21 protein-coding genes, 2 tRNA genes and 1 pseudogene are annotated in these 19,148 nt (G+C 58.5%); 21 read left to right on the top strand and 3 right to left on the bottom strand.

The window, feature by feature from the left end; genetic code table 11:
- The first annotated feature begins 244 nt into the window (after positions 1–244).
- The 9 genes from panM (at position 245) to BLO97_RS07030 (ending at position 7,466) form a co-directional block, all read left to right on the top strand.
- Positions 245–643 carry an aspartate 1-decarboxylase autocleavage activator PanM gene (gene panM, locus BLO97_RS07070; RefSeq protein ID WP_092146488.1) on the top strand — a complete coding sequence of 133 codons (399 nt, stop codon included), beginning with the start codon at positions 245–247 and terminating at the stop codon, positions 641–643.
- Positions 644–912: 269 nt separating this feature from the next.
- Positions 913–3,144: an AsmA family protein gene (locus tag BLO97_RS07065; protein WP_072342853.1), complete on the top strand. Its 2,232-nt coding sequence runs from the start codon at positions 913–915 to the stop codon at positions 3,142–3,144.
- Positions 3,141–4,208 carry an A/G-specific adenine glycosylase gene (gene mutY / locus BLO97_RS07060; protein WP_092146490.1) on the top strand — a complete coding sequence of 356 codons (1,068 nt, stop codon included), beginning with the start codon at positions 3,141–3,143 and terminating at the stop codon, positions 4,206–4,208. The genes BLO97_RS07065 and mutY overlap by 4 nt, the downstream gene beginning before the upstream one ends.
- Positions 4,205–4,477: an oxidative damage protection protein gene (locus BLO97_RS07055; RefSeq protein ID WP_003196814.1), complete on the top strand. Its 273-nt coding sequence runs from the start codon at positions 4,205–4,207 to the stop codon at positions 4,475–4,477. The genes mutY and BLO97_RS07055 overlap by 4 nt, the downstream gene beginning before the upstream one ends.
- A 102-nt stretch (positions 4,478–4,579) precedes the next feature.
- Positions 4,580–4,655, top strand: a tRNA-Phe gene (locus BLO97_RS07050).
- A 116-nt stretch (positions 4,656–4,771) separates the two neighbouring features.
- A complete protein-coding gene (locus BLO97_RS07045) occupies positions 4,772–5,101 on the top strand; it encodes a DHCW motif cupin fold protein (protein WP_063323371.1) in 330 nt (109 codons plus the stop codon).
- 61 nt (positions 5,102–5,162) lie between these two features.
- A complete protein-coding gene (locus BLO97_RS07040; protein WP_063323372.1) occupies positions 5,163–5,570 on the top strand; it encodes a hypothetical protein in 408 nt (135 codons plus the stop codon).
- 223 nt (positions 5,571–5,793) lie between these two features.
- Entirely contained in the window at positions 5,794–6,843 is a 1,050-nt protein-coding gene (locus BLO97_RS07035; RefSeq protein WP_092222271.1) for a PDDEXK nuclease domain-containing protein, read from the top strand.
- Positions 6,844–7,019: 176 nt separating this feature from the next.
- Positions 7,020–7,466 (top strand): hypothetical protein, encoded by a 447-nt coding sequence (locus tag BLO97_RS07030; protein WP_092146494.1) that lies wholly within the window; start codon positions 7,020–7,022, stop codon positions 7,464–7,466.
- Positions 7,467–7,474: 8 nt separating this feature from the next.
- Here BLO97_RS07030 and BLO97_RS07025 read toward each other — a convergent pair whose 3' ends face one another.
- Entirely contained in the window at positions 7,475–7,924 is a 450-nt protein-coding gene (locus tag BLO97_RS07025) for a peptidase associated/transthyretin-like domain-containing protein (RefSeq protein ID WP_092146496.1), read from the bottom strand.
- Positions 7,925–8,103: 179 nt separating this feature from the next.
- Between BLO97_RS07025 and vapB the strand changes: the two genes are divergently transcribed.
- The 11 genes and pseudogenes from vapB to BLO97_RS06970 all read left to right on the top strand — a co-directional run bounded on the left by vapB (position 8,104) and on the right by BLO97_RS06970 (position 16,422).
- Positions 8,104–8,352, top strand: coding sequence for a type II toxin-antitoxin system VapB family antitoxin (vapB, locus tag BLO97_RS07020; RefSeq protein ID WP_092146642.1), 249 nt, complete (start codon positions 8,104–8,106; stop codon positions 8,350–8,352).
- Positions 8,321–8,563: pseudogene (locus BLO97_RS07015) on the top strand (PIN domain-containing protein); the annotation flags it as partial. The gene vapB and the pseudogene BLO97_RS07015, both read left to right, overlap by 32 nt.
- A gap of 258 nt (positions 8,564–8,821) precedes the next feature.
- On the top strand, positions 8,822–9,232 hold the full coding sequence (locus BLO97_RS07010; protein ID WP_175456236.1) for a hypothetical protein: 411 nt from the start codon (positions 8,822–8,824) through the stop codon (positions 9,230–9,232).
- Between the two features lie 301 nt (positions 9,233–9,533).
- Positions 9,534–10,307, top strand: a complete 774-nt coding sequence (locus BLO97_RS07005; protein ID WP_014336086.1) for an ABC transporter ATP-binding protein — start codon at positions 9,534–9,536, stop codon at positions 10,305–10,307.
- A 13-nt stretch (positions 10,308–10,320) separates the two neighbouring features.
- Entirely contained in the window at positions 10,321–11,076 is a 756-nt protein-coding gene (locus BLO97_RS07000; RefSeq protein ID WP_072342838.1) for an ABC transporter substrate-binding protein, read from the top strand.
- A 78-nt stretch (positions 11,077–11,154) separates the two neighbouring features.
- A complete protein-coding gene (locus BLO97_RS06995) occupies positions 11,155–11,850 on the top strand; it encodes an ABC transporter permease (protein ID WP_063323379.1) in 696 nt (231 codons plus the stop codon).
- Positions 11,847–12,536, top strand: coding sequence for an ABC transporter permease (locus BLO97_RS06990; protein WP_092146498.1), 690 nt, complete (start codon positions 11,847–11,849; stop codon positions 12,534–12,536). Before BLO97_RS06995 ends, BLO97_RS06990 begins: the two co-directional genes overlap by 4 nt.
- Complete coding sequence (locus BLO97_RS06985; protein ID WP_092345420.1) at positions 12,517–13,770, top strand: methyltransferase; 1,254 nt, start codon at positions 12,517–12,519, stop codon at positions 13,768–13,770. Before BLO97_RS06990 ends, BLO97_RS06985 begins: the two co-directional genes overlap by 20 nt.
- A 310-nt stretch (positions 13,771–14,080) precedes the next feature.
- Positions 14,081–14,905: an FkbM family methyltransferase gene (locus BLO97_RS06980; RefSeq protein WP_092146501.1), complete on the top strand. Its 825-nt coding sequence runs from the start codon at positions 14,081–14,083 to the stop codon at positions 14,903–14,905.
- Positions 14,906–14,980: 75 nt separating this feature from the next.
- Positions 14,981–15,056 (top strand) — tRNA-Thr (locus BLO97_RS06975).
- A gap of 208 nt (positions 15,057–15,264) precedes the next feature.
- Positions 15,265–16,422, top strand: a complete 1,158-nt coding sequence (locus BLO97_RS06970) for an AAA family ATPase (protein WP_092146503.1) — start codon at positions 15,265–15,267, stop codon at positions 16,420–16,422.
- 231 nt (positions 16,423–16,653) lie between these two features.
- Here the strand turns inward: BLO97_RS06970 and BLO97_RS06965 are convergent, their stop codons facing one another.
- Entirely contained in the window at positions 16,654–17,340 is a 687-nt protein-coding gene (locus BLO97_RS06965) for a hydrolase (protein WP_042730239.1), read from the bottom strand.
- A gap of 274 nt (positions 17,341–17,614) precedes the next feature.
- On the opposite strand from BLO97_RS06965, the gene BLO97_RS06960 reads away from it, so the two are divergent.
- Complete coding sequence (locus BLO97_RS06960; protein ID WP_092146505.1) at positions 17,615–18,076, top strand: RidA family protein; 462 nt, start codon at positions 17,615–17,617, stop codon at positions 18,074–18,076.
- 19 nt (positions 18,077–18,095) lie between these two features.
- Here BLO97_RS06960 and BLO97_RS06955 read toward each other — a convergent pair whose 3' ends face one another.
- The gene (locus BLO97_RS06955; RefSeq protein WP_371856956.1) at positions 18,096–19,055 is read right to left on the bottom strand and encodes a LysR family transcriptional regulator; all 960 of its coding nucleotides are present in this window, start codon (positions 19,053–19,055) and stop codon (positions 18,096–18,098) included.
- Positions 19,056–19,148 lie beyond the last annotated feature (93 nt).

Here is a 19,148-nt window from a genome sequence, read left to right as displayed (position 1 = left end):
TTGGAATGGTCCGTCAGCCACGCGTCACCCTCAGCCTTCATTGCACGCAGGCATGGCTGTATTTTCTGGTGAAGCTCCATAGTGTGCGACATCAAGTCGCAGAAGGACGGACGAACGGGCAAAGGTTACCATTTGCTCGCGGCAGAAAAACCAAAGTGATATCACCTTTTTCCTGCCATCTGTCTTATCGCACGCCCGCCGGCTTTCTATAGGGGGCTAACGATTTATTTTTTCAGGAATTTCCATGCCCATCGTTGTCGAGCTCATTACAGACGCCAGCTGTCAGGACCAACAGGACCTGCAGAAAATCTACCGGGATGCCCCGGCCTGGCTGTTCGAACCGTTTAGCGATGCCACGCAACTGATCAAGCAATGCCTTGAGGAAGGCTCGCTGATCGCGGCACGCTTCAATGACCGACTGCTCGGCGCAGCACGCCTGCAACGGCACCAGAACGCCTGGCGCTTGTCCCACCTGTGCGTACGAAACGTTACCCGTCGCCGTGGCGTGGCTGAACGGCTGGTGAGCGAAGCTCGGCGAATGGCCGCACCAAGCGGTGCCGAGCTGCACTTGTTGGCCCCGGCCGGGCATCTGCAAACCCAGGCGCTGGCGGCCAAATTGAGATTGCCGCTGGACGAATGCTAGTTAAAGCCGAACACAAATCCCTGTGGCGAGGGAGCTTGCTCCCGCTGGGGGGCGCAGTCCCCCCAAACCCAACGCCTCGGTGTGTTCAGGCACACCGATTCGCCTGGTTTGGGGCTGCTTCGCAGCCCAGCGGGAGCAAGCTCCCTCGCCACAGGATCACACCTGCCGGCCTGACTGCGAGGGAGTGAGACACGATCACCCAACGCGCCACTAATTCGGGGCGTTATACTCCCGGCTAAATTTTGAACTCAACCTACAAGGATTCGCCCATGAAAGCGTTCGGCAAAATCCTGGGTCTGGTACTTCTCGGGCTGTTGCTGATCATTGTGGCCCTGGGCTTTGCCCTGACCCACCTGTTCGATCCCAACGACTACAAAGAAGAGATCCGCCAGATAGCCCGCGACAAGGCCCACATCGAGCTGACCCTCAATGGCGACATTGGCTGGAGCCTGTTTCCGTGGCTGGGCCTTGAGTTGCACGATGCCAGCGTCGCGACCTTGGCCAGTCCGACCCAGCCTTTCGCTGACCTGCAGATGCTCGGCCTTTCGGTCCGGGTAATACCGCTGCTGCGCCGGGAAGTACAAATGAGCGATGTGCGGGTCGAAGGCCTGAACCTGCGGCTCAATCGTGACAAGAACGGGCACGGCAACTGGGAAGACATCGGCAAGGTGCCGGCCTCTGCGTCGACGGCGAACGCGCCGGCCCCCGTGCCATCCCAACAACCGACCCCGCCCGTCAGTACCCCGGCAGAAAAACCTGCCCAGCCGACCCGACTGGATATCGATAGCCTGACCGTGAACAACGCCCGGGTCGAATACACCGACGAGCAGACCGGCAAGCTGTTCACGGCCGAGAGCATCCAACTGAGCACCGGCCCGGTTCACGATTCCACCAACATTCCAGTCACCCTGACCGCATTCCTGTCCAGCAACCAGCCGGCCGTACGCGTACGCACCGAAGTGACGGGGGAACTGCGCTTCGAACGTGCCTTGAAGCGCTACAAGTTCGAAGACCTGAAACTGTCCGGCGAAGCCACCGGCGATCCCTTGCAGGGCAAGACCCTGAACTTCGCCGTCCAAGGCCAACTGTTCCTGGACAAAGCCGCAAACGTCGCCGAGTGGACCGGCATCAAGCTGTCGCTCAATCAACTGCGCGCCCTGGGTGAACTGAAGGTCAACGACCTCGACAAGACCCCGCAATTGAATGGCGGCGTGTCCATCGCCCAGTTCGACTTGGCGAAGTTCGTCGAAAGCATCGGCCAGAAACTCCCAGCCATGGCCGAAGGCAGCCTGAGCAAGGTCGAACTGTCCAGCCGCATTGCCGGTACGCCAACCAGTGTCGAGCTCAACGACATCAACCTGAAAGTGGACGACAGCAACTTCAGCGGTCGCATCGCCGTGGAGGACTTCGCCAAGCAGTCCCTGCGCGCGCAGCTCAAGGCCGACACGTTCAACGTCGACCGCTACCTGGCGCCAAAGTCCGCCGAAGCCGACAGTTCCAAGGCGGCCCGTGAGGCTGAAGTCAGCAACACCGAAGCCAGCGCCATGGCCGGTGCCGGCAGTACACCGCTGCCAAGCGCCCCGACCCAGGGCGCCTGGAGTAACGATCGACTGTTTCCAGTGGAACGCCTGAGCAAGCTGGACCTCGATGCTGACCTGGCCTTCGGGCAACTGACCCTCGATAAACTGCCAATCCAGAACGCTGCGCTCAAGGCCACCGGCCGAGGCGGCCTGCTGACCCTGGAGAACCTGCGAGGCGACCTGTACAGCGGCAACTTCGAAACCAAGGGCACCCTGGACGTGCGCCAGCCTACGCCGCAACTGAGCCTGCAAACGCGCATCAATCGGGTCCCTGCCGAGAAGATCATCGAAAGCCAAGGCAAGAATCCGCCGGTCAAAGGCCTCGTCACCGTCAACAGCGCGATCACCGCCAGCGGCAATAGCCAGAAAGCCCTGATCGACAGCCTCAACGGCACCGCCGGGTTCGTCATCAACGATGGCGTGCTGCTCAATGCCAACCTCGAACAGCAATTGTGCAAAGGCATCGCCACCCTCAATCGCAAGAGCCTCAGCGGCGAACCCCGGGGCAAGGACACGCCGTTCCAGCAACTCAACGGCAATCTCACCTTCAACAATGGCGTTGCCAACAACCCGGACCTGAAAGTCCGCATCCCCGGCATGACCGTCAACGGCAACGGCGACATCGACCTGCGTGTACTGGGCATGGATTATCGCGTCGGCGTCATCGTCGAAGGCGACAAGAGCGATATGCCCGACCCGGCCTGCCAGGTCAACGAACGCTACGTCGACGTCGAATGGCCATTGCGCTGCCGCGGCCCGCTGGAACTCGGCGCCAAGGCCTGTCGCCTGGACAACGACGGGCTGGGCAAGGTCGCGGCGAAACTGGCCGGCGACCGTCTCGGCGACAAGATCGATGAGAAGCTGGGCGACAAGGTCAGCCCCGAACTCAAAGATGCGCTCAAGGGGCTGTTCAAGCGATGAGAGCCGAGCAGTTTTCCACCGCCGTACTGGACTGGTTCGACCGCCACGGGCGCCACGATTTGCCCTGGCAGCAGGCCATCTCGCCCTATCGGGTATGGGTCTCGGAAATCATGCTGCAGCAGACCCAGGTCAGTACCGTGCTCAACTACTTCGACCGGTTCATGGCCTCGCTGCCTACCGTTCAAGCCCTGGCCGCCGCGCCGGAGGACGAAGTGCTGCACCTGTGGACCGGGCTGGGCTATTACACCCGTGCACGCAACTTGCAGAAAACCGCGAAAATCGTCGTCGAGCAGTACGACGGGGAATTCCCCCGGGACGTGGAAAAACTCACCGAGCTGCCGGGGATCGGCCTGTCCACCGCCGGCGCCATCGCCAGCATCAGCATGGGCCTGCGGGCACCGATCCTCGATGGCAATGTCAAGCGGGTACTGGCGCGCTTCACCGCCCAGGAAGGCTACCCAGGCGAACCCAAGGTGGCGAAACAGCTGTGGGCCACCGCCGAGCGCTTCACGCCGCAAGACCGGGTCAACGCCTACACCCAGGCGATGATGGACCTGGGCGCCACACTCTGTACCCGCAGCAAGCCCAGTTGCCTGCTCTGCCCGCTGAAGCAAGGCTGCGAGGCCCACATGCTGGGCCTGGAAACCCGCTACCCGATTCCCAAGCCTCGCAAGGAAGTGCCCAAGAAGCGTACCTTGATGCCGATGCTGGCGAACAACGAAGGCGCAATCCTGCTTTACCGTCGCCCTTCCACGGGGCTGTGGGGCGGCCTGTGGAGCCTGCCGGAACTCGACGACCTCGACGACCTGCAGCATCTGGCCCTGCAACACTCGCTGGAGTTGGGCAGCCAACAGGAAATGCCAAGCCTGGTGCACACCTTCAGCCACTTCCAGTTGGCGATCGAACCCTGGCTGGTCCGGGTCCGGGAAACCGGCCATCACGTGGCCGAGGCCGACTGGCTCTGGTATAACCTCGCCACCCCGCCGCGCCTGGGCCTTGCCGCCCCGGTCAAAACCTTGCTCGAACGCGCGGCCGCCGTAATGAACGCAGGAGAGTTGCAATGACCCGCACCATCATGTGCCGCAAGTACAAAGAAGAACTGGAAGGCCTGGAACGTGCACCGTTCCCGGGTGCCAAGGGCCAGGACATCTACGACCATGTCTCGGCCAAGGCCTGGGCCGACTGGCAGAAACACCAGACCCTGCTGATCAATGAAAAACGCCTGAACATGATGAACGCTGAAGATCGCAAATACCTTCAGGGCGAGATGGACAAGTACTTTTCCGGCGAAGATTACGCCAAGGCCGAAGGCTACGTACCGCCGTCCGAATAAGCTGTCCCGCGTGGGGGCGGATCGTAAGCGACGGTAATAATTAAATATTTTTTGAAAACGTGCTTGACGCCCCCCTGAAAAACCCGTTTAATGCGCCCCGTTGCCCAGATAGCTCAGTCGGTAGAGCAGGGGATTGAAAATCCCCGTGTCGGCGGTTCGATTCCGTCTCTGGGCACCAAATACCGAAAACCCCGATCAAGAAATTGATCGGGGTTTTTTATTGTCCGGGATTTTCTTTCTCCGCCTGATCGACTCGGCTACATTCGTCCACTCCCCTCCAGCAAGCGAGTCGACATGGACATCACCGGCATCCCCTTTGGCACCACCGATTGGTCAACCATCGAACCCACCGAGCACAAAGGCGTCACCGGAACCGCTTATTGGCGCACCCAACAGTTCGGGAGCATTCGCGTGCGGATGGTGGAATATACGCCGGGGTACCTAGCCGACCATTGGTGCACCAAAGGCCACATCCTGTTTTGCCTCAAGGGCGAACTCAATACTGAACTTGAAGATGGCCGGCAATTCTTGCTCAGGCCCGGCATGAGCTACCAAGTAGCAGACCAGGCCGAGCCTCATCGATCCTCCACTTCATCGGGAGCTACGCTCTTCATAGTGGATTGAGATTCGAAGCGTCGGCGTTGAAGCTGTAGGATAGATGGCCTTATCCATCAGGAATCCGGCCATGTCATCGGCGAACAAACAGCACAAGCGCAGCCAGCGCGCCAAGGCGAAAGCCAAGCAGAACCGCACCCGGCGTGCTGCTGCGCCGAACGATTTCCTCGACCCGAACGACGAGCGCATCGATCTGGAAACCGTGGACCTGACGGAGTTGTTCCAACTCATGAGTGCCGCCGAAAAGGTCAGCCAGAAAGCGATGTGCGAAGCGTTCCTGGCCCATCCACTGCTGGCGCTGGTTTTGGAACAGGAAGGCGAGGAAGAAGCGACCGACTTCATCATTACCGCATTGATCGAATACCGCCGTCTGACCACGGGCGTGGATGAACAGACCGCGCTGGACTGGGTGGAAAGCAAGCCATTCCAGGCCGATTATGTGGCCGCGTCCCAGGCGCTGGCCCAAGGCTCGATCTGACCGTCATCCCGCCAAGCGCTTTTGTGATGAAAGCGTCTGCGATGGACGACAACCCTCAGAGAAAGCTCCTACAAGCCAGGGTCAATCGACATAGGGCGGCGTCAAATCCGTCCTGCATGAATCAGCTTTTAATCCTCCAGGCCAATCAGCCCGGTCCTGCATCATCAAAACTTCCTCTGGAGCATGCTTTGGGTCCACCCCTTCTCAATGGCTGGACACATCGATGACTTCAATTTCACCTCAAGACGACCCGCAGCTCGCGCCACTGATCAGTGAACTCGGCCAATTGATCCAGCAGGCACGCCAGAAGGTCTTGCGCGCCGTCGATACCCTGCAGGTGCAAACGTGCTGGCAAATCGGGCGACATATCATTGAGTTCGAGCAAGGAGGCGCCGAACGAGCGGCTTATGGAAAACGTCTGCTGCCGTCGCTGGCGAAAGTGCTGACGGCGCGGTTTGGCAAGGGGTTTGATGCGTCTAATCTGCGCTATATGCGACTTTTTTATCAAGCATTTCCAATGTGTGACGCACTGCGTCACGAATTGAGTTGGACCCACTATCGCCTACTACTCCGTGTTGAAAATGACAATGCACGTCATTGGTACATGAATGAAGCAGCAACGCAAAACTGGTCCACCCGCGCCCTGGAACGCCAGATCGGCACCTTCTATTACGAACGCCTACTGGCCAGCCGCGACAGGCCGGCAGTGGAGCAGGAGGCCCTCGTCAATCTCAAGGAACTGAACCTCGGCCCCAGGGATATCGTCAGGGATCCGGTGGTCCTGGAGTTCCTCGGGCTGCCCAATGCCGGCACGCTCCTGGAAACAGAACTGGAACAGGCCCTGATTGACCAATTACAGGGATTCCTGCTTGAGTTGGGCAAGGGCTTCGCCTTCATCGCCCGCCAGCAACGCATCAGTACCGAAAGCAAAGACTTCTACCTCGACCTGGTCTTCTACAACTATCTGCTCAAGTGTTTTGTAATCGTCGACCTGAAACGTGGCGAACTGAGCCATCAGGACATCGGGCAAATGGACATGTATGTGCGCCTCTACGACGACCTCAAGCGCGGCCCCGATGACAAACCCACCGTCGGCATCATTCTGTGCGCCCAGAAAGACGAATCGGTGGTGCGTTATTCCGTGCTGCAAGGTAACGAACAGCTATTCGCCAGCCAGTACCAGCTGGTACTGCCCACCGAGCAAGAGCTGAGCAGAGAACTGGATCGTGAACGCGCCCGACTTGAGGAAATGGCAACCGGGCCTGGCGTCTGAGGGGAAGACAGTCGCTATCAGGATGGCGTTGCAAATTGGCAGGGGCATCATCCAGGCCCATGGCGGTAAACTGCACGCCGAAAGCCAGCCAGGCCAGGGCAGCGAATTGCGCTTTAGCGTGCCGAAAATCGACTGAGCCGGGCACTGTCCCCTAACGAATTGGAAACCGAAGCCCAATGGCCTCACTGAACAAGCAGCAAAAACGCGCCAAGCGCGCCAAAGACAAAGCCAAGCAGATCCGCATGAGCGGGCGCAAATCGATCCCAATGTATGGCGACCCGGCCCACGCCACCGCCCAGCCACCGGTCTACGTGCTGGAACTGTTCGCCAAGCTGCGCGAAGCCGAGGCCATCAGCCGCAGTGAAATGCTCGATACGTTGCTCGCGTCCCTGAGCGTGATGATCATCGAACGCCCAGGTCTGCTCGACCTGAAAAACGCCGAAAACGAAAGCATGGCCGCCACCAACCTGGCGGCCGACATGCTGGTGGACTACCGCATGTGGGTCGATGACATGGACCGCGAGACGGCGCAGCGCTGGCTCAGCACCCCGGAGTTCATCCAGGACTTCAGCGAGGCGCTGGACCGTTATCGCCAGTCGATGGAAGAACCGGCCAGCGAATAACCGGCCGGTTATTCGTCACCGTTCCAATGGAACACCAGGTTGCGCGTGGCGCCGCTGCCGACGTCGGCGGTGTCGCGCCGCGCCTCGCCGTTGCGTGTCGCCACCACGGTGTACTTGCCCGGCGGCAACTGTACGTAAACCAGCGGTCCCGCCTCGTCCAGCGTCAGCAGCGCTTGCCCCGCCGCGTTCTGGACGACGACATGCACATCCGGGATGTATTTGTTTTCCGGGCCGACCGCGAACGTCATGTGCAGGTTGTAAGCCTGGGCCTGTCCGATGGCCCGGGCTTCATCCTCGCCAATGCCACCGGACAAGTAGGTGATGCCGTTCTGTTGCTGCGGCTGGACCTGCACGCCGGCAGTGTCTACCGGGGCCAGGCTGGTGGCGTTGAGCATGATGGGGAACAACAGCATGCCGAGCAGAAGGAAGGGCAGCAAAAAGTAATGGTTATGCTTCATGGCGAGGACTCCAGGTACTGGAAACAGCTCATGAGTTCTCTTTTGATTGTGGTTACACGCCAAGGTTTAGATCTATTGGCGATGAACGGAATCAGAAAACCATTCATCGCAACGCATATCCGGCTGACATATCCCCGCATGGTTCTATGCTTAGTTTGAATTTCCAAGAGGGACTGCACATCGAACAAGCCACCCTTTTCATGAGTAATTGCAGCCAGGCCGTCCGGCTACCCAAAGCAGTTGCGATGCCAAACGATGTAAAGCGTGTAGACGTGATTGCCATAGGCAGAGCACGCGTCATCACACCCGTTGGCGAAGCGTGGGATAGCGGGTTCAATGGAGACTCCGTGACAGCAGATTTTATGGCAGAGCGTGAACAGCCTGCCGATCAGGAGCGCGAGCCTGTCTGGGTTCTGTGCCCGGCTTGAAGTTTTTGATTATGAAGGCGCAGCGCATACCGGAATGATCCGAGCCGAGCTGGCAAAAATTGGCAAGCCGATCGGCCCCTACGACCAAATGATCGCAGGCCATGCCCGTTCTCGCGGGCTGATCGTAGTGACCAACAATCGAAGGGAATTTGATAGAGTCCCGGGCCTGCGCATCGCGGACTGGACCACAGCGACGACGCCAGGGTTGTAACTTCGGGGGCTTGAAGTTAAAAACCACTCCATTGAGGCTCCTGTGGAAGTAGCTCGCGATGAGGCCATCACCCCCTCATCTTTGTTGGCTTCTCTACCGCCATCGCGAGCAAGCTCGCTCCCACAGATTTCATGACTCTTTTTTCAACAAAATAACGGAACCACGCCCACGGCCTCCGCCAACAAGCAACAAAAACGCGCCAAGCGTGCAAAAACAAAAGCCAAGCAACTACGCGTCAGTCGTACAAAGCCTGCTGCCGTGGCGTTTGATCTTCCTGAGTACGACGATCCGTACTTCCTGGATGCCCTGCAAGACGAACTCGCAGAACGCCCAAGAGACTTCTTGTCACTGTTTTATGAGATGCATGACGCCGAAGAAGAGTCGGGGCGCATTGACATGATGATCAGGATGCTCGGATTAATCCTTGTGATGACGAATGAACAGCCCGAACTTCTGAATCGTGAAAATGCCGAAAACGAAGCCATGGCCGTCCAAAACCTGGTCGAAAATAGCCTGATCACTTATCGAATGTGGGCTGACGATATCGATCGGGAAGCAGCGGAGCGTTGGCTTCACAGCCCTGAAGTACAGGCGGATTTCGAAATTGCACGAGCCAGCTTCAAAGAGGTTCTCAAAGTACTGTGGGATCTCGAGGACGCTCCCGAGTAACCCAACAGACTTTTGATCGCGGCAACGCTCATCCGATTAACCCTTCCAACCCCCGCCCAAAGCTGGCACCATCGCGCCTTTTTTTACGCGACTCCCCGGACTTTTCACCGGTAAACCAGGTTCAAACGGCCGTTCGGTTGTTGAAGGCGCGACAGTCTGCTGTGCCGATGCGACAACCTGCCGCACATCATTGGTTTACCCCCCGTAGCGCTGTTGGCTGCCATTCGGACGCATGCTAGCTTGGCCGCCTCGCCAAGGAAGGCAGCCAACAGCAAGGGAGCACATACCATGAGGACCGCACATGGCCCAGGCCACGCCCGCGCTTGAAATCCGCAACCTGCACAAACGCTACGGACAGTTGGAGGTGCTCAAAGGCGTCTCGCTGACCGCCCGCGACGGCGATGTGATCTCGATCCTCGGATCCTCCGGGTCCGGCAAATCCACATTCCTGCGCTGCATCAACCTGCTGGAAAACCCCAACCAGGGCCAGATCCTGGTGGCCGGCGAAGAGCTCAAGCTCAAGGCCGCGAAAAACGGTGAACTGGTCGCCGCCGACGGCAAACAGATCAACCGCCTGCGCAGCGAGATCGGTTTTGTCTTCCAGAACTTCAACCTTTGGCCGCATATGAGCGTGCTCGATAACATCATCGAAGCGCCGCGCCGGGTGCTTGGCCAAAGCAAGGCCGAAGCCGTCGAAGTGGCCGAAGCTCTGCTGGCCAAAGTCGGTATCGCCGACAAGCGTCACGCCTACCCGGCCGAACTGTCTGGCGGCCAGCAACAACGCGCGGCCATTGCTCGCACACTGGCGATGCAGCCCAAGGTGATTCTGTTCGACGAACCCACCTCCGCCCTTGACCCGGAAATGGTCCAGGAAGTACTTAGTGTGATCCGCGCCCTGGCCGAAGAAGGACGCACCATGCTGCTGGTCACCCATGAAATGGGCTTCGCCCGTCAGGTTTCCAGCGAAGTCGTGTTCCTTCATCAAGGCTTGGTCGAGGAGCAAGGATCGCCACAGCAGGTCTTCGAGAACCCGCTTTCGGCGCGCTGCAAACAATTCATGTCCAGCAACCGCTAACGGAGCAGTACACATGCAGAGCTACAAGAAATTCCTCCTGGCCGCAGCGGCCGGCCTGGTCTTCTCGGCCAGCGCCATGGCGGCCGAAAAAATGAAGATGGGCATCGAAGCGGCCTATCCGCCGTTCAACAACAAGGATGCCAGCGGCCAGGTCGTGGGGTTCGATAAAGACATCGGCGACGCCCTGTGCGCCAAGATGAAAGTCGAGTGTGAAGTGGTCACTTCCAACTGGGACGGCATCATTCCCGCCCTGATGGCCAAGAAGTTCGACTTCCTGATTTCTTCGCTGTCGGTCAACGACGAGCGCAAGCAAGCCGTGGACTTCACCGATCCGTACTACTCCAACAAATTGCAATTCATCGCACCGAAAAACGTCGACTTCAAAGTCGATAAAGAATCTCTCAAGGGCAAGGTCATCGGGGCACAGCGCTCTACCCTCGCCGGCACCTGGCTGGAAGACGAACTGGGCAGCGATATCACCGCCAAGCTCTACGACACCCAGGAAAACGCCTACCTGGACCTGACCTCCGGCCGCGTCGACGCGATCCTGGCCGACAAATACGTGAACTACGACTGGCTGAAAACCGAAGCTGGCCGTGCTTACGAATTCAAGGGGGATCCGGTAGTGGAAGGTGACAAGATCGCCATTGCGGTGCGCAAGGGTAACGACGAACTGCGCAACAAGCTGAACGCCGCACTCAAGGAAATCCTTGCCGACGGTACCTATAAAAAGATCAACGACAAGTACTTCCCGTTCAGTATCTATTGATACTGACGTGCCTGGCCGGCGCAGCCGTCTGGCAGCGCCGGCCCTTAGCAAAGCCTGCCGCGATATGAATTCTTACCCATGATGATCGATCTCTACGGATTCGGCCCGGCGCTTGCCGCCGGCGCGCTGATGACCGTCAAATTGGCACTCACGGCCCTCTGCCTGGGGCTGGTGCTCGGCCTGCTCGGCGCCTTGGCCAAGACCTCGCCGTACAAGCCGCTGCAATGGCTGGGCGGCACCTATTCGACGCTGGTTCGCGGCATCCCGGAATTGCTCTGGGTGCTGCTGATCTATTTCGGCACCGTCAACCTGCTGCGTGCCCTGGGTGAGTATTTCGGCAACCCCGATCTCACCCTCGATGCCTTCGCCGCTGGTGTCATTGCCCTGGGCCTGTGCTTTGGCGCCTACGCCACGGAAGTGTTTCGCGGTGCGATCCTGGCGATTCCCAAGGGCCACCGTGAGGCCGGCGTCGCCCTGGGCCTGTCGAAGTGGCGGATCTTTACTCGGTTGATCATGCCGCAGATGTGGCGCATCGCCCTGCCCGGCCTGGGCAACCTGTTCATGATCCTGATGAAGGACACCGCGCTGGTCTCGGTGATCGGCCTGGAAGAAATCATGCGCCATGCGGAAATCGGCGTGACCGTGTCCAAGCAACCGTTCACCTTCTATATGGTCGCAGCATTCATGTACCTGGGCCTGACGGTGCTCGCCATGATCGGCATGCACCTGCTGGAACGACGCGCCGCCCGTGGATTTACCAGGAGTACCCAATGAACTGGGACGTCATCATCAAGTGGCTGCCCAAGCTGGCCCAAGGCGCGACACTGACCCTGGAGCTGGTGGCCATCGCCGTGATCGCCGGGCTGCTGCTGGCGATTCCACTGGGCATCGCGCGCTCTTCGCGCCTGTGGCAAGTGCGGGCATTGCCCTATGCCTACATCTTCTTTTTCCGTGGCACGCCGCTGTTGGTCCAGCTGTTTTTGGTCTACTACGGCCTGGCGCAATTCGAAGCCGTGCGCAGCAGTGCAATGTGGCCGTACCTGCGGGACCCGTTCTGGTGCGCCACGGCCACCATGACCCTGCACACCGCTGCCTACATCGCCGAGATCCTGCGCGGTGCGATCCAGGCCATCCCCCGTGGCGAGATCGAAGCCGCACGGGCCCTGGGCATGTCGCGGCCCAAGGCGTTGTTCTACATCATGCTTCCCCGTGCCGCGCGCATCGGCCTGCCGGCCTACAGCAACGAAGTGATCCTGATGCTCAAGGCCAGTGCCCTGGCGAGTACCGTGACCTTGCTGGAACTCACCGGCATGGCCCGCACCATCATTGCCCGGACCTACTTGCCGGTGGAGATTTTCTTTGCGGCCGGCATGTTCTACCTGCTGATGTCCTACCTACTGGTGCAAGGCTTCAAGCAGCTGGAGCGCTGGTTGCGCGTCGATGCCTGCCAAGGGCGCTGACTGCGGCGTGCTGACGGGCGAGGCTCTGCTCGCCCGCTTCACGGCGCTGGATACTTTTCTCACGGCGCACCAGGCACTGTGGAAACCGCGTCCGTTCACCCATCTGCAACTGCCTTGGGAAACGTCCCACCCGGAATTGTCCCGATGGCTACGCCAGCGCTCGCTGGAAGCTGCGGAAAACGACCATCATCAGCCGTGGTTGATGGAAGATGCGCCTGCGCCATTCCCGGAATTGGCCGCTATCTCCCGAGCATTGAGCGCTGTCGCAGAATTGCCGGCCAGCACGCTCGAAGCGCCAAGCCATCGCCTCAACGTCGACGTGCCCGGGCGCAAATGGCAGCAGATCGAAGCCTTCGCCAGCCGCCTGCACTTCACCACCCAACCGACCCATTGGCTCGATTGGTGCGCCGGCAAAGGCCACCTCGGTCGACGCCTGCTGCAGGCTGAACAGCAACTGACTTGCCTGGAGTATGACCCCGCACTGGTCGCCAGCGGCCAACAACTGAGCCTGCGCCATCACCTGCCCGCCACGCACCTGCAACAAGATGTGCTGGCGGCGGACGCAACCCAGGCGCTCCATCCTGGACACACGCCTGTGGCCCTGCACGCCTGCGGCGACTTGCATGTGCGCTTGATTCACCTGGCCAGCGCCGTCGGCTGCGCACAACTGGCGATCGCGCCCTGCTGTTACAACCGCATCAGCAGCGAGCGTTATCAAGCGCTGTCCGACGCGGCCAAGGGCTCTGCCCTACAGCTGTCGCTAGACGATCTCAGCCTGCCGCTGACCGAAACCGTCACCGCTGGCGCACGCGTCAGAAGACAACGGGACCACTCCATGGCCTGGCGCCTGGGCTTCGACCTGCTGCAACGGCACATCAGGGGGTGCGACGACTACTTGTCCACCCCCTCACTGCCCAGCGCCTGGCTGGAAAAATCCTTCGCCCAATACTGCACCGATCTGGCGATCCTGAAAGACTTATCCACAGTCGGCACGCCTGATTGGGTCGCCTTGGAAGCAGCAGGCCATCAGCGCCTGGCCGAGGTGCGCAACCTGGAGTTACTGCGAGGTCTTTTCCGACGGCCGCTAGAGCTTTGGCTGGTACTGGACCGGGCGCTTTTCCTCACTCAAAAAGGCTACGACGTTCGCCTCGGCACCTTCTGCGAAACCCCGCTGACGCCGCGCAACCTGCTGTTGCTGGCAGAGCGTTGCCGAGACGAAACAGCCTGTGGATAACTCTGTTGATGAAATAAACTCGGATCCAAGAAATCCGTGATTTCCTGAGCGAATCAGCATTGGTCATTTTTTGTTCATATGGATAAAAAACCATGAAAACAGGCATTTGCGACGAAACGCGAAGGCGGTCACAAAATCACAAGATGCGCTGCGTCTCATCCTGCCCGTTGTGCATAAGCGTCTAAGCAAAACGACATAACCGCCGAATTCAGTGCTGCTCCGCGCCAACAATTGCGTCCACCGCGCCCGTGCTATACAACAGCCAAACGTATCGTGATTGACACAACGCCGACACACTCAAGGACTGGCCGTGACGTTCATTTCCTACGCACAAAACTTCGAAGACATACGCCTGTGGCGCGCCCTCAAATCGGTGGAAAACGGCTTTTACCTCGACGTCGGCGCCAACCATCCGACAGATGATTCAGTCACCCGAGCGTTTTACGACCGCGGCTGGCGCGGCATCAACATCGAACCCGTGCCGGCCTACTACGACGCCCTCTGCCAACAACGCCCCCACGACATCAACCTGCAATGCGTGGCCGGCGACAACGCCGAAAGCCTGACCTTCTACACCATCGCGAACACCGGCCTGTCCACGGTAGAAGCCAGCGTCGCCCAACAACACCGCGACGCCGGCATGGACGTGGGCACCCAGACCGTCCAGTCCCGCACCCTGGCCTCCATCTGCGAGCAATACGCCCAGGATCGTCCCATCCACTTCCTGAAAATCGACGTCGAAGGCCACGAAGAAACCGTGCTGCGCGGCATGGACTTCGGCCGCTGGCGCCCCTGGATCATCCTCATCGAAACCCCATGGGCCCGCGACCAGACCTGGGAAACCCTGGTGACCGACGCCGGCTACCAGTCCATCCTGTTCGACGGCATCAACACCTACTACCTCGCCGAAGAACACCTGGCCCTCAAACCCGCCTTCGACATCCCCCCGTGCAACCTCGACGGCTTCCAACTCTGCAAAGGCCACAAATTCAGCCACCCCATCGACGACACCGACCAACAACTCAGCGCCGCCCTGCAACGCGCCGAACAGGCCGAAGCCCAACTCCACGCCATGCAAAACAGCCGCACCTGGCGCGCCATGAACAAACTGCGCAACCTGCTGCACCGCGCTTGAGTATGGGCAGTGCAAAAATAGTCAGAATTCAGGGGTTTACAGAACGCACCCAATCGCTATAATCGTCGCCCACACGCCGGTATAGCTCAGTTGGTAGAGCAACTGACTTGTAATCAGTAGGTCCCGGGTTCGACTCCTGGTGCCGGCACCATACAAAACAAAGCCCTCGCAGAAATGCGAGGGCTTTGTTGTTTCTGGGGTATTGATGTTCCTACCCCCTGCCTTCGTCGACCAACTCGTAGTCCCCCGCTTCGCTACTCCTCAAAGCATCGATTCTCTCCTAAGGCTCACAATCCGATCTTTATGCTAAATTATGAATTAGCAATAATTATGGCGTATCCATAAAAGGGGGTAATTGCATGAGCAGCATATTTCAACGCCCTGAATTGGCTGAATCGATGGCAAATCAGCTGCTCCATCCAGGCGTGCTCGATGAAGGCCTGCGCTCAGGTCTGTTCCTGTCTGGCTTACGCCGTACAGGCAAAACGACTTTTCTGAGAAATGACCTCATCCCAGCCCTGGAAGAGGCTGGGGCTCTGGTCATCTACGTTGACCTATGGAGCGACACCTTGGCCAACCCGGCCACGCTCGTGCACAACGCCATACATAAAACGCTGAAAGATCTGCAAACGCCGGGCTCCTCTGCCCTGGAAATACTCAAGCGCGTCAGTAATGTCGAGGCAGGCGCCGCAGGGTTCAAATTCGGCTTCAAACTCGACAGCATCGGTAACCCCGACGGCCCGACACTGGCGCAAGCACTGACAGAAGTCGTCGACCAAGCCAAGACCGACTTGGTCCTGATCATTGACGAAGTGCAGCACGCCATCTCCTCCGACGATGGCAATCAAATGCTCTTGGCCCTCAAGGCCGCACGCGATGCAATCAACCCTCGCCCGAATACACCGGGTTACTTCTTGTTTATCGGAACCGGCTCCCACAGGGCCCAAGTCAGCGAACTGACCGCCAAACGCAACCAGGCGTTTTCCGGCGCCACATCAGCCGCCTACCCGCTGCTCAAAGGTGACTACGTAGAGTTCCTGCTCAACCGACTTGCCATGACCGTGAAAAAAGAAAAGCTGCCGTCCGTGGAGACAGCCATCGAGGCGTTCAATACCTTGGGCAACCGACCCGAGGAGATGCTCAAGGCTCTACGCCAACTCTTGCAGCAGGACGGGGACCCCGACCTCTTTCTTCCCGTAATCGCCAGCACTCTACGTTCGGCTGCAGCGAACATCGAGCTGGAAAAAGTCGAGCAACTGGGCAGCCTGGCCCTGGCGATTTTCAACAAAATCGCATCTACAGAAGGCGATGCTCGAGGGATTTTTTCCATCGACGCAGCGGCAGAGTATTCAAAGTCAGTAGGGCGAGAGGTGCGGGTTGAAGAGATTCAACCGGTGGTAATCGCGCTAGTAGCGGAGAACATCATCATGCGGCGCGGGCATGGGATTTACGCGATTACGGATCAGTTTGTTCAGGAGATTTGGCTGGAGCAGCGGGTTTTGATTGAGGGGAGTTAGGGACTGGTTGATCATCGAGTGGCACTAGCCGCATAGGCGTCCGTCCGCAAACGTAGCACTCCTGCACATAGGCACCTCACTTTCGATTTGGAAAATAAATACGTCCCCTTTTTCCTTTCCTTTTTCCTTTCCTTTTTCCTTCCTTTCCTTCCTGATATAGCCTCTGTCGCCGTTCCGGTTCAAATGGATAGAAATGGGGACTGGCCCCCATTTGATGAGGGCCAGTGAGGCTCAGACAGAGGCGGCCACAGGTGCCAGGGTCGGGCCGTGGTCTACACGCTCGGGAGCCTTGTGCACCATGGTGTAGGCATAGTCGACGCCCATGCCGTAAGCACCGGAGTGCTCCTTCACCAGATTCATGACGGCGTCGTAGGTGTCGCGGTTGTTCCAGTCACGCTGCCACTCCAGCAGCACCTGCTGCCAGGTGACCGGCACCACGCCGGCCTGAATCATGCGCTGCATGGCGTAATCGTGAGCCTCCTTCGTTGTGCCACCGGAAGCATCGGCGACCATGTAGATCTCGTAGCCGGCATCGTGCATGGCGGAAAGTGCAAATGTGGTATTGCACACTTCAGTCCAAAGGCCAGAGACGATGATTTTATTACGGCCATTGGCTTTCAGCGCGTCACGGACTTTCTGGTCGTCCCACGAGTTCATCGAGGTGCGCTCCAGCAGAGGCGCGTCAGGAAACACAGCGAGTAATTCGGGATATGTGTGGCCGGAGAAGCTATTGGTTTCGACGGTGGTGATAGTGGTTGGCACGTTGAAAATTTTTGCGGCCTTCGCCAGAGCGACCGTGTTGTTCTTCAGCGTCTGGCGGTCGATGCTTTGCACGCCAAAGGCCATCTGGGGCTGCTGATCAATGAAAATCAGTTGGCTGTTTTGAGGGGTCAGGACTTCGGTTTTTGGATTGTTCATGGTGGTTCCCTTTAGTGAAATGATGGTCTTCTAATCTCTTTGCGGGCCGGGCCAATCTTTTGTCCGCTGAAAATCACGGAAGGTTGTTGGCGGTAGGTGCGGCGCCGATTTCGAGTTCAAGGTAACCGATCATTCACGATTTTAGGGGCGCATTAATGCGTCTCCATAGACGCATTAATGCGCCCTTATAAAATCATTTGCGGTGCTAGTCTCTGGCATCCCACAACTCGGACTGCCGCTGTGCGAGCAGTCTGTTCTACGCCAGGAGAATGCAATGTCAGCTTCGCAACCGTTCGGAAAGAAAACCGCTTACTGGGGAGTCGCATGGGAAGAAAGCTACGGCTACCCGCAGGCCAGACAAGTCGGAAACGACATCTATATATCCGGCCAATTCAACCATGATGAAGACGGCAACCTGGTAGCTCCTGCCCCACTCGATAGCGAAGGCAAGCCCAGTGATTTCTCTTCGATGGGAGAGCAAATGCGCGCTTCCTACGACAACATCTCCAAGTTGCTTACACTGTATGGCGCAACACTTGAAGACGTGGTCGAAGAGACGCTTTATGTGCTGGACATGGACGCGGCTTTTGCCGTGGTAGGCAATGTTCGCAAGGCTGCGTTTGGCACCGAGCGGCCCCAGTGCACGAGCAACATCATCGGCGTATCGAGGCTCGCACAGCGTTCGCAGTTGATCGAAATTGTCTGCAAGGCGGTCATTGGCTCCGGCACCCGCTAAGACGTGCTCCCGGTTTCGTCTACGAAACCGGGAGAGATCGCTGGCCTTCGACCAAGGGCTTGAGTTCGGCAACCGCCGCTGCGCAAAACGTCATGAACGCCTTGACTCGCCATGATTTTCGAATGTCCTGGTGAGTCAGCAGCCAAAGCCCATCCTGAAGTTCAGGCACAACCGGGCCGACACGCACCAATCCCGGCGTGATGTCACCCAGCATGCAGGGAAGGAACCCAAAACCAAGACCCGCTACAATCGCAGCGCTTGCAGCGGCAACGGAGTCGGTACGATACGAAATGCAATCGGGGTGAACTCTGCTATCAACGTAGCTCGTTGCTTTGAGGCCGCATAAAGCTGCCGAGTAAGATACCCACGCCTGGCCTTCTGCGAAAGGTGTCGAGGTCGGTGCGTTTTTATCACTGCCGTATGGCGCCCAGGCAATTGTCGCGAGTTTGCGCCCAACCAAACTTTCAGCTGGTTTATTGGTCGCCCTCACCGCAATATCCGACTCATCGCGGGCAAGACTCAATGTCTGATTGCCTACAAGTACTTCAATCGCTATCCCTTCATTCAGAGCTTTGAATTGCGCAATGATAGGTGTGAGGAAGTACAGCAGCAGCGAATCGCTGGTGGTGATGCGGAGTTTTCCGAGTGGCCCCTGACCCGCCCGTGACACACGCCGTGCAACACTAACGATATCCAGTTCGACTCGCTCGGCGAGCTCTCGCAGCTCTACGCCTTCCGCTGTGAGCATGTATCCCGAGCGGCGGTGATCGAAGAGTGCAACTCCAAGTGTTTTCTCAAGCTGGGCCACTCGGCGCGATACCGTGGATATGTTGATCCCCAGTTTTTTGGCAGCATCAGTGCGATTTGCGCATTCACTGAGCGCTTTGATAATGCGCAAGTCGTCCCATGAGAGCTGGGCCACAGCATCACTGAAATCCGATCTGCCCCCCTTTTGCACTGCCTGGCGTGATGAACCGATGTTAGGTGGCGTATTCACGCGAGATATTCCAAATAGCATGTTCGCTCATCATACGAAAAGGCTAACGGGGAACAAAGTAATTGGGGTACCCCC

This window comes from Pseudomonas sp. NFACC05-1, from assembly GCF_900100135.1.
GTDB lineage: Bacteria > Pseudomonadota > Gammaproteobacteria > Pseudomonadales > Pseudomonadaceae > Aquipseudomonas > Aquipseudomonas fluorescens_Q.
The sequence above is the reverse complement of the archived record's forward strand: the minus strand, read 5'-3'. Positions and strand labels throughout refer to the sequence as shown.

Coding starts and splice junctions, on each gene's coding strand:
- BLO97_RS07045 (WP_063323371.1), top strand. CDS start 4,772: ATGGACATCACCGGCATCCCCTTTGGCACCACCGATTGGTCAACCATC.
- BLO97_RS07065 (WP_072342853.1), top strand. CDS start 913: ATGAAAGCGTTCGGCAAAATCCTGGGTCTGGTACTTCTCGGGCTGTTG.
- panM (WP_092146488.1), top strand. CDS start 245: ATGCCCATCGTTGTCGAGCTCATTACAGACGCCAGCTGTCAGGACCAA.
- BLO97_RS06995 (WP_063323379.1), top strand. CDS start 11,155: ATGATGATCGATCTCTACGGATTCGGCCCGGCGCTTGCCGCCGGCGCG.
- BLO97_RS07030 (WP_092146494.1), top strand. CDS start 7,020: ATGGCCTCACTGAACAAGCAGCAAAAACGCGCCAAGCGCGCCAAAGAC.
- BLO97_RS07040 (WP_063323372.1), top strand. CDS start 5,163: ATGTCATCGGCGAACAAACAGCACAAGCGCAGCCAGCGCGCCAAGGCG.
- BLO97_RS06985 (WP_092345420.1), top strand. CDS start 12,517: ATGCCTGCCAAGGGCGCTGACTGCGGCGTGCTGACGGGCGAGGCTCTG.
- BLO97_RS06970 (WP_092146503.1), top strand. CDS start 15,265: ATGAGCAGCATATTTCAACGCCCTGAATTGGCTGAATCGATGGCAAAT.
- BLO97_RS07000 (WP_072342838.1), top strand. CDS start 10,321: ATGCAGAGCTACAAGAAATTCCTCCTGGCCGCAGCGGCCGGCCTGGTC.
- BLO97_RS06990 (WP_092146498.1), top strand. CDS start 11,847: ATGAACTGGGACGTCATCATCAAGTGGCTGCCCAAGCTGGCCCAAGGC.
- BLO97_RS06960 (WP_092146505.1), top strand. CDS start 17,615: ATGTCAGCTTCGCAACCGTTCGGAAAGAAAACCGCTTACTGGGGAGTC.
- BLO97_RS07025 (WP_092146496.1), bottom strand. CDS start 7,924: ATGAAGCATAACCATTACTTTTTGCTGCCCTTCCTTCTGCTCGGCATG.
- BLO97_RS06965 (WP_042730239.1), bottom strand. CDS start 17,340: ATGAACAATCCAAAAACCGAAGTCCTGACCCCTCAAAACAGCCAACTG.
- mutY (WP_092146490.1), top strand. CDS start 3,141: ATGAGAGCCGAGCAGTTTTCCACCGCCGTACTGGACTGGTTCGACCGC.
- BLO97_RS07035 (WP_092222271.1), top strand. CDS start 5,794: ATGACTTCAATTTCACCTCAAGACGACCCGCAGCTCGCGCCACTGATC.
- BLO97_RS07055 (WP_003196814.1), top strand. CDS start 4,205: ATGACCCGCACCATCATGTGCCGCAAGTACAAAGAAGAACTGGAAGGC.
- BLO97_RS07005 (WP_014336086.1), top strand. CDS start 9,534: ATGGCCCAGGCCACGCCCGCGCTTGAAATCCGCAACCTGCACAAACGC.